The following is a 12,635-nucleotide window of genomic DNA, read 5'->3' on the forward strand; positions in this document are numbered from 1 at the left end:
CCGTGAGAGGCCCCGTCACACCATGAGCAGTACTACCAACTCGCCGACGCACCACACATCCACGATCGGCGCGATCGGTGCGCCGAGCAGGCGCAACACCGAGCTCGCGCTGCTGGTGTTCGCGGTCGTCATCCCGGTCTTCGCCTACGCCAACGTGGGGTTGGCGATCAACGACCAGGTGCCGCCCGGACTGCTGAGCTACGGTGTCGGGCTCGGCCTGCTCGCAGGCATCGGCCACCTGGCCGTCCGGAAGTTCGCGCCGTACGCCGATCCCCTGATGCTGCCGCTGGCCACCCTGCTCAACGGCATCGGCCTGGTGGTGATCTGGCGCCTGGACCAGTCGAAGCGGCTGCAGCAGAGCAGCGCTTACGTCGAGGCGGCGCCGCGCCAGTTGCTGTACTCCGCGATGGGCGTCGCCCTGCTGGTGGCCGTACTGATCTTCCTCAAGGACCACCGCGTCCTACAGCGCTACACCTACATCTCCATGGCCGCCGCGCTGTTCCTGCTGGTCCTGCCGCTCGTACCGGGACTCGGCGCGAACATCTACGGCGCCAAGATCTGGATCAAGATCCCCGGCCTCGGCACGCTCCAGCCCGGTGAGTTCGCCAAGATCGTCCTCGCGGTCTTCTTCGCCGGCTACCTCATGGTCAAGAGAGACGCCCTGGCCCTGGCCAGCCGCCGCTTCATGGGCCTGTACCTGCCGCGCGGCCGCGACCTCGGTCCGATCCTCGTCGTCTGGGCGCTCTCGATCCTCATCCTGGTCTTCGAGACCGACCTCGGTACGTCCCTGCTGTTCTTCGGGATGTTCGTCATCATGCTGTACGTCGCCACCGAGCGGACCAGCTGGATCGTCTTCGGTCTGCTGATGTCCGCGGTCGGCGCCGTCGGTGTGGCGAGCTTCGAGCCGCACATCCAGACGCGTGTGCAGGCCTGGCTCGACCCGGCGCGCGAGTTCGCGCTCTCCCGCGCCGGTGTGCAGGACGGCGTCATCCACTCCGAGCAGGCCATGCAGGCCCTGTGGGCCTTCGGCTCCGGCGGCACCCTCGGCACCGGCCTCGGCCAGGGCAACTCCGACCTCATCGGCTTCGCCGCCAACTCCGACTTCATCCTCGCCACCTTCGGCGAGGAGCTGGGCCTGGCCGGCGTCATGGCGATCCTGCTGCTCTACGGCCTGATCGTGGAACGCGGTGTGCGCACGGCGCTCGCGGCCCGCGACCCGTTCGGCAAGCTGCTCGCCGTCGGCCTGTCCGGCGCCTTCGCCCTCCAGGTCTTCGTCGTGGCCGGCGGTGTCATGGGCCTCATCCCGCTGACCGGTATGACGCTGCCGTTCGTGGCGTACGGCGGTTCCTCCGTCATCGCCAACTGGGCCCTGATCGGCATCCTGCTGCGCATCAGCGACACCGCACGCCGCCCGGCCCCCGCCCCCGCTCCCAACCCTGACGCCGAGATGACCCAGGTGGTCCGTCCATGAACAAGCCCCTACGCAGGATCGCGATCTTCTGCGGACTGCTCGTCATGGCACTGCTCGTCCGCGACAACTGGATCCAGTACGTCCAGGCCGACGAGCTAAGGACCGACAAGAACAACCGCCGCGTCGTCATCGAGCGCTACGGCACCCCCCGCGGCAACATCATCGTCGACGGCAAGGCGATCACCGGCTCGCAGGAGACCTCCGGCAGCGACTTCAAGTTCAAGCGCACCTACACCAACGGCCCCATGTGGGCGCCCGTCACGGGATACGCCTCGCAGGCCTTCGGCGCCAACCAGCTCGAGTCCATCGAGGACGGCATCCTCACCGGCAACGACGACCGGCTGTTCTTCCGCAACACCCTCGACATGCTCACCGGCAAGGAGAAGGAGGGTGGGAACGTGGTCACCACCCTCAACGCCGCCGCGCAGAAGGCCGCGTACAACGGTCTGAAGAAGCAGGGCGGCAAGGGTGCCGTCGCGGCCATCGAGCCGTCCACCGGCAAGATCCTGGCGCTGGCGTCCTACCCGTCGTACGACCCCTCGTCCTTCGCCGGCAACTCCACCACGACCGACACCGAGGCGTGGACGAAGCTCCAGAAGAAGAACAACCCCGACGACCCGATGCTCAACCGGGCGCTGCGCGAGGTCTACCCGCCGGGCTCCACCTTCAAGGTGGTCACCGCGGCCGCCGCGCTGGAGCACGGCCTGTACACGGAAGCGAACCAGAAGACCAAGACGCCGCTGCCGTGGACCATGCCGGGCACCACGACCGAGCTGAAGAACGAGGGGAACATCCCCTGCGAGAACGCGACGCTGCGGGTCGCCCTGCAGTACTCGTGCAACACCGTCTTCGGCAAGATCGGCTCCGACCTCGGCAACGAGAAGATGCTGGAGACGGCCAAGGAGTTCGGCTTCACCGAGGAGCAGTTCACGCCGATCCGCACCAGCGCGTCGGTCTTCTCCGACGACATGAACCCCTCGCAGACCGCGCTGTCCTCCATCGGCCAGTTCAACACCGCCGCCACCCCGCTGCAGATGGCCATGGTCGCCTCCGCCGTCGCCAACAACGGCACCCTGATGAAGCCGTACATGGTCGACGAGCTACAGACCAACAACCTGGACGCCCTGGAGAAGACCACTCCCGAGGAGATGAGCAAGCCGCTGTCGGCGGAGAACGCGCAGATCCTGCAGTCGATGATGGAGACGGTCGTCGAGGACGGCACCGGCAAGAACGCGCAGATCAACGACGTGAAGGTGGGCGGCAAGACCGGTACCGCCCAGCACGGTGTGGAGAACAGCGAGAACCCCTACGCCTGGTTCATCTCCTACGCCAAGGCCGACGACGGTAGCGCGCCGGTCGCCGTGGCCGTGGTGATCGAGGACGACAACGCGGTCCGCGACGACATCTCCGGTGGCGGCCTCGCGGCCCCCATCGCCAAGAGCGTCATGGAGGCGGTCATCAGCAGCAAGAAGTGAACCTGCTCACGTCCCCTTCACATCGGTGCACGTTGCGATACCGGTCCTGTATCGGGTTACGGGCTTGGCCAGGTCACACAAGATGAGCCGGGTACGGTATGCCCGGACGGCACACCGTCCCACCCACAAGGGTGAGGTCGGGACCGACGGAGAGGGCTGGTAGGTAGCTTATGGAAGAGCCGCGTCGCCTCGGCGGCCGGTACGAGCTGGGCCAGGTGCTCGGTCGTGGTGGCATGGCGGAGGTCTACCTCGCGCATGACACCCGGCTCGGCCGCACCGTGGCGGTGAAGACGCTGCGCGCGGACCTCGCGCGCGACCCGTCCTTCCAGGCCCGGTTCCGCCGGGAGGCCCAGTCGGCCGCCTCGCTCAACCATCCCGCGATCGTGGCGGTCTACGACACGGGCGAGGACTACATCGACAACGTGTCGATCCCGTACATCGTCATGGAGTACGTGGACGGTTCCACCCTGCGTGAGCTGCTTCACTCCGGCCGCAAGCTGCTGCCGGAGCGCGCCATGGAGATGACCATCGGCATCCTCCAGGGTCTGGAATACGCCCACCGCAACGGCATCGTCCACCGCGACATCAAGCCCGCGAACGTCATGCTGACGCGCAACGGCCAGGTCAAGGTGATGGACTTCGGCATCGCCCGCGCCATGGGCGACTCCGGCATGACGATGACCCAGACCGCGGCCGTCATCGGCACCGCCCAGTACCTCTCGCCGGAGCAGGCGAAGGGCGAGCAGGTCGACGCTCGCTCGGACCTCTACTCCACGGGCTGCCTGCTCTACGAGCTCCTGACGGTGCGGCCCCCCTTCGTGGGCGACTCCCCGGTGGCCGTCGCGTACCAGCACGTCCGCGAGGAGGCCCAGGCCCCGTCGGTCTTCGACCCCGAGATCACGCCCGAGATGGACGCGATCGTGTTGAAGGCCCTGGTCAAGGACCCCAACTACCGCTACCAGTCGGCCGACGAGATGCGCGCCGACATCGAGGCCTGCCTCGACGGCCAGCCCGTCGCCGCGACGGCCGCGATGGGTTCGGTGGGCTACGGCGGCTACCCCGACGACCAGCCGACCACGGCCCTGCGCGCCCAGGACGCCGGCGCCACGTCGATGCTGCCGCCCATGAACCCGGACGACGGCGGCTACGGCTACGACGACCGCGTGGACCGGCGCCGCCAGAAGAAGTCCAACACCTCGACGGTCCTGCTGGCCGTCGCGGCGATCCTGGTCCTCGTCGGCGCGGTCCTCATCGGCAAGTGGGTGTTCGACGGGGAGAACGCGAGCAACAGCCAGGTACCCGTGCCGAGCCTGGTCGGCGAGACCGAGAACAGCGCGAAGGACCTGCTCAACAACGTCGATCTCGAACTCGGGCAGGTCAAGAAGCAGGCCTGCGAGGACCAGCCGGCGGGCAACATCTGCGAGCAGGACCCCGCGGCCAAGACCAAGGTCGACAAGAACACCGTGGTCAACGTCGTGGTGTCGACGGGGGCGCCGAAGGTGTCGGTGCCGGACGTGGAGGGCCTGCAGTACGAGCAGGCCAAGGCCCAGCTCGAGGACAAGGGCTTCAAGGTCGAGCAGGAGACCGAGGAGTCCGACCGCAATCCGGGCGTCGTCATCAGCCAGGACCCCAACGGCGGCACGGACCAGGAGAAGGGCTCGACGATCACCCTCACCGTCGCCAAGGAGAAGGAGAAGGCCACCGTGCCGGACGTCACCGGCGCGTCCTGTGACGAGGCCAAGGCGCGGATGACGCAGAACGACCTCACCGGCAACTGCGTCGAGGTGGAGACCCAGGACCCGAACCAGGTCGGCAGGGTCATCGCGACCTCACCGGAGGCGGGCAGCCAGGTCGACAAGAACTCCACCGTGACCATCCAGATCGGCAAGCAGTCCCAGCAGAAGACCCCGGTGCCGAGCGTCGTGGGTCAGACGGTGGGCCAGGCCAAGCAGACTCTGGCGGCGGCCGGCTTCACCAACATCCAGTTCGCGGGCGGCAGTGACCAGAGCGACACGGCCCTCGTCGCGGCCCAGGACCCCAAGGGGAACCAGCAGGTCGACGACCCGGCGAACACCCAGATCACGCTGACCACCGTCAGCTTCGGCAACAACGGTGGGAACAACAACGGCGGAAACGGCGACGGGGGCATCTTCGGCTGACGGAAGTGTCTCCGAGACCTCGGCAAAGGCCCCGGCACCCTTGAAAGGTGCCGGGGCCTTTGACATTCCTGAGACCGTGAGCCACATCACCTTCCACTTTGACATCAATGATCAAAGTGACCTATTTATTCTGATTGATCTCAAGTGATCATGAAGGTAACGTGCGACATGACTTCATGACCACTGAAGGGGGAAATATGCGAATCTTCACAAAGGCAGCCGCCGTAGGTGCCACGGCTGCCTTGATATCGCTCGCCGCCACTTCTCAGGCCGGCGCGACCACTTACTCGGGGGCCAGCTGCGAGAACGTCGTTCCCTGCCTCTCCCTGTACTACAACTCCAACCAGCAGGGTTCGCACAGCGACTTCCGCGGTTACGGCGAGATCGACAATCTGGCGGGATACACCTTTGCCTCGCGTTCCGCCGGACAGGGTCAGCCCGTCAAGAACAACGCGGCCTCCGCCTATTTCAGGTCAAAGACCACGGATGAGTCCGCGATCATCTACTTCAACAGCAATCAGGGCGGAGCGTGTGACGAGCTCTGGGCGCAGGGAGGAAGGTACTCGATTGCGAACCGCCTCCACCACACGTACAACAACAACGCCTCCATCAGAATCATCGATGGCAGTCTGGCCGCAGGTGTCTGCTATCAGTTCTGAGCAGAAGATCTGAAAGAACCACTGGATGCCGGACGCGAGCATGATGCGTCCGGCACCTTCTTTTCAGGCTTGAGGAGATCGATGTCCGTTCGTGTCGGGAAGCCCAGGCGCATTGCCGTCATGGCTTCCGTCTTGTTGGTCGCCGTTTCGGGCTGCACGGAGGAGGGCGGAAGCCGGGGCGAGCCTTCGGCCCCGCCACTGGAACGCTATTTGGACCTTCCCATTGCCAAGTATTCGTTCACCCCTCAAGAAATCCATTTGATCTCTCTGGCAGAGCGAAGGATTGCGACAGCCTGCATGCGGAAGTACGGCTTCGAATATCATGCAGAGATTTCTGACTCGCCCGCGTCGTATCAGCCTGGCACCAATCGCCGGTACGGGGTGCTGAACCCAGCGGTTGCTTCACGCTACGGCTATCACTTCCCCGATGTGGCGTCTTCCCCGGACACCCAGAAGTTGTCCGAAAGGGAAAATCTGGCTCTCAACGGCCGCCCCGGAGAAACGACCGAACTGAATGGTCAGCAGGTCCCGGAGGGCGGCTGCCTGGGACAGGCCAAGTCGGAACTCCGAGGAAAGTACACATATACAAAAGGCGCTGAGGTGGCCCGCACCATCGCCACCAACAGCTTTACCGAGTCCATGAACTCACCCACCGTGCTGAAAGCAACACACGCGTGGGCGCAGTGCATGAAAGAAAAGGGATTCCCCTACGGAACTCCACTGGAAGCACTTGGTGCGACCGAGAACTCTGGACAGGAGGTCACCAAGCGGGAGATCTCTGTCGCACTGGCGGACATCGACTGCAAGGGGCGCACCGACCTCGTAAAGATCTGGAGCACCGAGGAGGCCAAGATACAGAATTCCCAGATCGCAGAGAACGAATATGATCTCGGACTTCTGTCTGAATCCCATCGAAAGATCCTCAGCGAGGCACGTTCGACAGCCGGATGAGCGGCGGCTCGTCGCGAGTCTCGGTCAGCCGCGCAGTTCCTCCGGCGGCGTCCGCTCCTCGTCCACCTTGTCCACCCGCTCCAGCTCGCCCCACACGATGTACCGATACCGGCTCGTATACACCGGCGTGCACGTCGTCAGCGTGATGTAGTGCCCCGCCTTCGTCTTCCCCGACTCCTTCGGGATGGCGGAGAGGACCTTGACGTTGTACTTCGAGGTCTCGGGAAGGACGGCGTAGACCTTGTAGACGTACCACTTGTCCTTCGTCTCGAAGACGATCGGGTCGCCCTTCTTGATCTTGTGGATGTTGTGGAACTCGGCGCCGTGCCCGTCGCGGTGGGCGGCGAGGGAGAAGTTGCCCTTCTTGCCCGAGGTCGGCAGGGTCGCCTTGACCGGGTCGGTGTAGTAGCCGGCGACGCCGTCGTTGAGGACCTTCGACGACGTGCCCTTCTCGATCAGGATGTCGTCCTCGCTCATCGCGGGCACGTGCAGGAAGCCGATGCCGCTCTTGGAGTCGAACTCGGCGGGACGGCCGGAGTCCCCGTCGTCCTGGTGGGCCCAGATGTCACGGACCTTGTCGGCCTGCTTGTTCGCCTCACGGTCGGCGAGGACGTTCGTCCACCAGAGCGAGTAGACGACGAACAGGCCCAGCACCAGGCCCGCCGTGATGAGGAGTTCGCCGAAGACGCTGACCGCCGCCGCGATCCGGCCCATGCCCCGGCGGCGAGCCGGCGGACGCCGTGACGCGGGGGCGGCCGTGTGATCTTCCGTGCCCTCGGTGGTCGCTGCCACTGTTCATCTGCCCTTAACTGACGAGCGCATCCGGCTTGCCCTTGCTGCGCGGCCGTTCCTCGACCATCTTGCCCCAGACGATCAACCGGTACTTACTGGTGAACTCCGGCGTGCACGTGGTGAGTGTGATGTAGCGGCCCGGCTCGGTGAAACCCGACCCCGGTGGAACCGGATCCAGCACGCTCACATTGCTCGGTGACGTCACCGGAAGAATCGACGCCATCTTGTACACGTAGAACTTGTCCTGCGTCTCCACGACGATCGCGTCGCCCTGAGCCAGCCGGTTGATGTAACGGAACGGTTCGCCGTGCGTGTTGCGGTGGCCGGCCAGGCCGAAGTTGCCGGTCTTGGCCTCGGGCATCGCCGTCTTCAGCTTGCCCTCGCCGTAGTGGCCGACCATGCCCCGGTCGAGCACCTTCTTGTTGCTGATGCCCTCCGCGATCGGGACGACGACGTCCAGCTTCGGGATGTGCAGGATGGCGAAGCCCTGCCCCGGCTCGAAGGTCCCCGGGTTGCGTTTGCCGCTCGCCCAGTCGTCCTGGAGGCTGCTTGCCGCCTTGTCCGCCTGCGCATGCGCCCGGATGTTCGTCCACCACAGCTGGTAGCTCACGAACAGCAGCATCAGCACGCCAGTGGTGATGAACACCTCACCGATCGCCCGGCTGGCGACGGTGGCCGCACTGGGCTTGCGCGCCCGGGCCTGTCTGCGGGCCTCCACACGGGAGAGCGGGGCTCCGGAACTCTCCGAGCCCGCCTCGGCGGCCTCCGGCGCCTGGCGGGCGCCCCCATGACGCCCGTGACGGCGCTTGGCGGCCTTTCTGCGGGCCGCGCGTCCGCCCGTCGGGGTGGAAGAGGCAGATGTGGCGGAGGAGGCGGCAGAAGGCGATATGGACTCGCCGGAGGGAGGCGGGTCGGGGATCCGCAGGGCTACGGTCTCGTCGTCCGCGGGAGGTATGTACGGCTCCGCATACGGCTCCTGAGTGGCGGGAGACGCCTCCTCGCCATAGCCCTGAGTGACGTAACTCTCCCCGCCGTACCACTCCCCGAGCGCACCGGGCTCCTCGTACGGCTGCTGCCCGTACGAGGTCGTCCGGTCGCCGGCGTCGCCGTAGGAGTCGGTGAACGACTCCCCGTACGCGGCGCCGGACTCGCGCTCAGGGCGCAGGGCGGTCACGCCGTGGCCCTGCCCACCACCGGGGCGAGCCCCACCGACCTCGCCACCGCGCCCTGGTCGCCGCACTCCACCAGCCAGTTGGCCAGCATCCGGTGCCCGTGCTCGGTCAGCACCGACTCGGGGTGGAACTGCACCCCCTCGACCAGGAGTTCACGGTGGCGCAGGCCCATGATGATGCCGTCGTGCGTGCGCGCGGTGACCTCCAGATCGGCCGGCACCGTCTGCGGTTCGGCGGCGAGGGAGTGGTAGCGGGTCGCCGTGAAGGGCGAGGGCAGGCCCGCGAAGACGCCCTTGCCCTCGTGCTCGACCAGCGAGGTCTTGCCGTGCAGCAGCTCCGGCGCCCGGTCCACGACACCGCCGTACGCCACCTGCATCGACTGCATGCCCAGGCAGACACCGAAGACCGGCACCCCGGTCGAGGCGCAGTGCCGGACCATGTCCACGCACACGCCCGCCTCCTCCGGCGTCCCCGGGCCCGGCGACAGCAGCACGCCGTCGAAGCCGTCCTGGGCGTGCGCCGTCGACACCTCGTCGTTGCGCAGCACCTCGCACTCGGCGCCCAGCTGGTAGAGGTACTGGACCAGGTTGAAGACGAAGCTGTCGTAGTTGTCCACGACCAGAATGCGCGCGCTCACTGGTTGTCCACCGTCACATCGTTGAAGGGCAGCAGCGGTTCGGCCCACGGAAAGACGTAGTTGAACAGGACGTAGACGGCGGCCATGACCAGCATGAGTGAGAGCAGCGCCTTCACCCACGCGTTCCCCGGCAGATGCCGCCAGATCCAGCCGTACATGCCGTCCCTTCCGTCGCACCACGGCACCAGACTCACGCCGTACAGCCAACAGACTAACGGCGCAATGCCTCCGGTTTCCCGGCCTCCACAGGCTGGGTGGAGTCCAGATGGGCCCACACGATCAGCCGATGACTGTGCCCCCACTCCGGATCGCACGTGGTCAGCGTCAGATAGCGGCCTTCACGCTTGTACCCCGACTTACGAGGCACAGGGTCAATCACCTCAATGTCCGTGGGCAGTGTTTTGTAGGGCCCTTTGTCGATCCGATACGTGAACCAGGTCGTCCCATCGGTCAGCACCACCGCGTCACCGGGGCGCAGCCTGGGGAAATCCTTGAAGGGATCACCGTACGTACGCCGATGGCCGGCGACCGAGAAGTTGCCCTTCTGACCGAGCTGGGCGGTGTCCGCGTAGTGGCCGAGGCCCTTCTTCAGGGTCTTGGTGGCGGTGCCTTCGAGCACCGGCTTGTTCCACGTGAAACCAAGACGCGGGATGTACATGATCGCGAAGGGCTTGTCGGTCTCGTACGGCCCCGGCTTCGGCGGACTCGCGACCGCACCCGCGCTCGCCTCCCCGCCGGACGCCCCGTCCGTCGGACGCATCGCCCCGTGCGCCCACTGCTCCTGTAACTGATCGATCTGGTCGTCCATGACGCTGTCGGCCTTCACACCGGTCCAGAACAGCACATAGACGACGAAAAGGACGATCACGGTGCCAACGGTGATGCACAGCTCGCTGACGGACCTGACGACGACACGCACCGGCCGCTCCAGAGAGGGCTACTCCACGGGCTTGGCGTACTGCAGATCCACTGTGCCCGAGTAACCCGGCAGAGTCACCGTCCCGTCCTCGGTGACTTTCCAGCCGAGGCCGTAGACATTGACGTAGACCATGTAGTTCTGGATCGCCTGCGAGGCCGCGAGCGCCTGCTGCATCTTCTCCGGATCACCGATCGCAGTGATCTTGTACGGCGGTGAGTAGACCCGGCCCTGGAGGATCAGGGTGTTGCCCACACAGCGCACGGCGCTGGTGGAGATCAGCCGCTGGTCCATGACCTTGATGCCCTTGGCGCCGCTCTGCCACAGCGCGTTCACCACGGCCTGGAGGTCCTGCTGGTGGATGACCAGGTAGTCCGGCTGCGGCTCGGGATAGCCGGGGAGCTTGGCGGTGGCGTCCGGCGGGGCGTCGTTGAGCGTGACCGTGATCGCCTCACCGGTCAGCTTCTGGGTCCCCGCCCGCTGCTCCAGCGCCGCCAGCTTGTCGTCCTCCGCCTTGGTGCTGCCGTCGTCCCGCTCCGCGAGCGCCTCCATGTCGTCGCGCAGGGCCGCATTGGAATCATTGAGCTCACCGTTCTCACGGCTGCGCTCATGGATCAGGTCCGAGAGCTTCAGCAGCGAGGTGTCCGAGCGGATATTGGTGCCCTTGGCCGTGTTGAAGCTGGTGAAGAAAATGAGGCCCGCGAGAGCGAAGACGGCCGCGGTCAGCACCCGCACCGGACGGAAACGCCTGCGGACAGGACTGGATCCCGTCCCGGGAGAGTCGGCAGAATTGCTCAACGTACCCTTATCTCCTTCGGCGCCGCGGAAGCACTACGCTAACGGACGCCCGGGGGAGCCATCAGAGTCCCCTTGTACGCTGCCCCGGAGCCAGCCACAGTTCCCTGCGCGGCCACGCAGCGCATCGACAGGAGAGACCCTCGTGCCGAAGTCACGTATCCGCAAGAAGGCCGACTACACGCCGCCGCCGTCGAAGCAGGCGGCCACCATCAAGCTGACCAGCCGCGCCTGGGTCGCGCCCGTGATGCTGGCCATGTTCATCCTCGGCCTGGCCTGGATCGTCGTCTTCTATGTGACCGACGGTTCGCTGCCCATCGACGCGCTGGGCAACTGGAACATCGTGGTGGGCTTCGGCTTCATCGCGGCCGGATTCGGCGTCTCCACCCAGTGGAAGTAGCGGTCGAAGCGCCGGCCACTCCACGGTGAACACAGCTCTGCCCAGGGCTATCCGCTGAGTTATCCACAGCCTTGCAGCAATTTCCACAAGCTGACTGGGGAAAAGACGACGATCTGTGGATAACCCATCGAGCGTTGACGCCGGTATGACTGCCACACCGGCGATCGGACGCCCACTCGAATGCCTGTACGCCCCCTGCCTGACCTGCGGAAACACCGGTCAGTCACAGGGGGCGCACCCCTTCCCGCACAGTGCGCACAAGATCCGCCACACGCTGTGGACAACAGCGTCGCTCACGTGGATAACCGCTCGGCTCAGGTGAGCTGGAGCGTCCTCAGCACGGTCGTCAGGACGACCACGGCCAGGACCAGCGCACATGTGCCGTACTGGACCAGCGCTCGGCGCTCGCGCGGGGCGTGGACCATGGCGTAGCCGATGACGACGCCGGCGACCAGGCCGCCGATATGGGCCTGCCAGGCGATGTTGCTCCAGCCGAAGGTGAGGATGAGGTTGATCACCAGCAGGGCGATGATCGGCCGCATGTCGTACTGGAGCCGGCGCATCAGGACGGCGGTGGCCCCGAACAGGCCGAAGATGGCACCGGAGGCGCCGAGGGAGGCCGTGGTGGGGGCGGCCACCAGATAGGTGAGGGCGCTGCCCGCGAGGCCCGAGCAGAAGTAGAGCGCGAGGTAGCGGGCCCGGCCGAGGGCGGCTTCCAGGGGGCCGCCGAGCCACCAGAGGCTGAGCATGTTGAAGGCGATGTGCCAGATGGCCTCGTGCGTGAACATCGAGGTCACCATCCGCCACCATTCGCCGTCGGCGACGCCCTGGGTGGGCTGGAAGGGGGCGGGCGGCCAGGCGCCGATGAGGACGAGGTCGTTCACCAGCGAGGTGCTGGTCTGGACGGCGATGAAGACCGCGACATTGATCCCGATGAGGATCTTGGTGAGCAGGCGCGGGTCGGCGGTGATGGTGCCCCCGGCGATGGTGCGGGGCTGCGCGGCGCTGGGGGCGTGTCCGGTGCCGGAGCCGCCGCGGACGCAGTCGGGGCACTGGAAGCCGACGGAGGCGCTGACCATGCATTCGGGGCAGATGGGCCGCTCGCAGCGGGTGCAGCGGATGCCGGTCTCGCGGTCCGGGTGGCGGTAGCAGACGGGCAGGCTCTGCGCGTCCTGCTGGCTGCCTGCCGGCTGGTCCATGAGGTCCCC

Annotated in this window: 13 protein-coding genes; 6 read left to right on the plus strand and 7 right to left on the minus strand. The window is 66.2% G+C overall.

Features of this window, described 5'->3' with window-relative positions; all coding sequences use genetic code 11:
• Positions 1-22: 22 nt before the first annotated feature.
• The 5 genes from IM697_RS00970 to IM697_RS00990 all read left to right on the plus strand — a co-directional run bounded on the left by IM697_RS00970 (position 23) and on the right by IM697_RS00990 (position 6,715).
• A complete protein-coding gene (locus IM697_RS00970) occupies positions 23-1,471 on the plus strand; it encodes an FtsW/RodA/SpoVE family cell cycle protein (RefSeq protein ID WP_194043765.1) in 1,449 nt (482 codons plus the stop codon).
• Positions 1,468-2,946, plus strand: coding sequence for a peptidoglycan D,D-transpeptidase FtsI family protein (locus tag IM697_RS00975; RefSeq protein WP_194043767.1), 1,479 nt, complete (start codon positions 1,468-1,470; stop codon positions 2,944-2,946). Before IM697_RS00970 ends, IM697_RS00975 begins: the two co-directional genes overlap by 4 nt.
• A 170-nt stretch (positions 2,947-3,116) precedes the next feature.
• On the plus strand, positions 3,117-5,105 hold the full coding sequence (gene pknB, locus IM697_RS00980) for a Stk1 family PASTA domain-containing Ser/Thr kinase (RefSeq protein ID WP_194043769.1): 1,989 nt from the start codon (positions 3,117-3,119) through the stop codon (positions 5,103-5,105).
• Between the two features lie 176 nt (positions 5,106-5,281).
• Complete coding sequence (locus IM697_RS00985) at positions 5,282-5,764, plus strand: hypothetical protein (protein ID WP_228044455.1); 483 nt, start codon at positions 5,282-5,284, stop codon at positions 5,762-5,764.
• A gap of 81 nt (positions 5,765-5,845) precedes the next feature.
• Positions 5,846-6,715 carry a hypothetical protein gene (locus tag IM697_RS00990; RefSeq protein ID WP_194043773.1) on the plus strand — a complete coding sequence of 290 codons (870 nt, stop codon included), beginning with the start codon at positions 5,846-5,848 and terminating at the stop codon, positions 6,713-6,715.
• Between the two features lie 24 nt (positions 6,716-6,739).
• On the opposite strand, the gene IM697_RS00995 is transcribed toward IM697_RS00990, so the two are convergent.
• The 6 genes from IM697_RS00995 to IM697_RS01020 are packed head-to-tail and all read right to left on the minus strand — an operon-like array spanning position 6,740 to position 11,030.
• Positions 6,740-7,507: a class E sortase gene (locus IM697_RS00995; protein WP_194043774.1), complete on the minus strand. Its 768-nt coding sequence runs from the start codon at positions 7,505-7,507 to the stop codon at positions 6,740-6,742.
• Positions 7,508-7,520: 13 nt separating this feature from the next.
• A complete protein-coding gene (locus tag IM697_RS01000; RefSeq protein ID WP_194043775.1) occupies positions 7,521-8,681 on the minus strand; it encodes a class E sortase in 1,161 nt (386 codons plus the stop codon).
• A complete protein-coding gene (locus IM697_RS01005; RefSeq protein ID WP_194043776.1) occupies positions 8,678-9,316 on the minus strand; it encodes an aminodeoxychorismate/anthranilate synthase component II in 639 nt (212 codons plus the stop codon). Before IM697_RS01005 ends, IM697_RS01000 begins: the two co-directional genes overlap by 4 nt.
• On the minus strand, positions 9,313-9,510 hold the full coding sequence (locus tag IM697_RS01010) for a hypothetical protein (protein WP_194050161.1): 198 nt from the start codon (positions 9,508-9,510) through the stop codon (positions 9,313-9,315). The genes IM697_RS01005 and IM697_RS01010 overlap by 4 nt, the downstream gene beginning before the upstream one ends.
• A 17-nt stretch (positions 9,511-9,527) precedes the next feature.
• Positions 9,528-10,235 carry a class E sortase gene (locus tag IM697_RS01015; protein ID WP_194043777.1) on the minus strand — a complete coding sequence of 236 codons (708 nt, stop codon included), beginning with the start codon at positions 10,233-10,235 and terminating at the stop codon, positions 9,528-9,530.
• 18 nt (positions 10,236-10,253) lie between these two features.
• A complete protein-coding gene (locus tag IM697_RS01020) occupies positions 10,254-11,030 on the minus strand; it encodes a DUF881 domain-containing protein (protein WP_194043778.1) in 777 nt (258 codons plus the stop codon).
• Positions 11,031-11,172: 142 nt separating this feature from the next.
• Here IM697_RS01020 and crgA point away from each other — a divergent pair, with 142 nt between their 5' ends.
• The gene (gene crgA / locus IM697_RS01025; RefSeq protein WP_194043779.1) at positions 11,173-11,427 is read left to right on the plus strand and encodes a cell division protein CrgA; all 255 of its coding nucleotides are present in this window, start codon (positions 11,173-11,175) and stop codon (positions 11,425-11,427) included.
• Positions 11,428-11,741: 314 nt separating this feature from the next.
• Here crgA and IM697_RS01030 read toward each other — a convergent pair whose 3' ends face one another.
• Positions 11,742-12,626, minus strand: coding sequence for a rhomboid family intramembrane serine protease (locus IM697_RS01030; protein WP_194043780.1), 885 nt, complete (start codon positions 12,624-12,626; stop codon positions 11,742-11,744).
• Between the last annotated feature and the right edge of the window lie 9 nt (positions 12,627-12,635).

This window comes from Streptomyces ferrugineus (assembly GCF_015160855.1).
GTDB classification, from domain to species: Bacteria; Actinomycetota; Actinomycetes; order Streptomycetales; family Streptomycetaceae; genus Streptomyces; species Streptomyces ferrugineus.

Coding starts and splice junctions, on each gene's coding strand:
- IM697_RS00970 (WP_194043765.1), top strand. CDS start 23: ATGAGCAGTACTACCAACTCGCCGACGCACCACACATCCACGATCGGC.
- IM697_RS00975 (WP_194043767.1), top strand. CDS start 1,468: ATGAACAAGCCCCTACGCAGGATCGCGATCTTCTGCGGACTGCTCGTC.
- pknB (WP_194043769.1), top strand. CDS start 3,117: ATGGAAGAGCCGCGTCGCCTCGGCGGCCGGTACGAGCTGGGCCAGGTG.
- IM697_RS00985 (WP_228044455.1), top strand. CDS start 5,282: ATGACCACTGAAGGGGGAAATATGCGAATCTTCACAAAGGCAGCCGCC.
- IM697_RS00990 (WP_194043773.1), top strand. CDS start 5,846: ATGTCCGTTCGTGTCGGGAAGCCCAGGCGCATTGCCGTCATGGCTTCC.
- IM697_RS01030 (WP_194043780.1), bottom strand. CDS start 12,626: ATGGACCAGCCGGCAGGCAGCCAGCAGGACGCGCAGAGCCTGCCCGTC.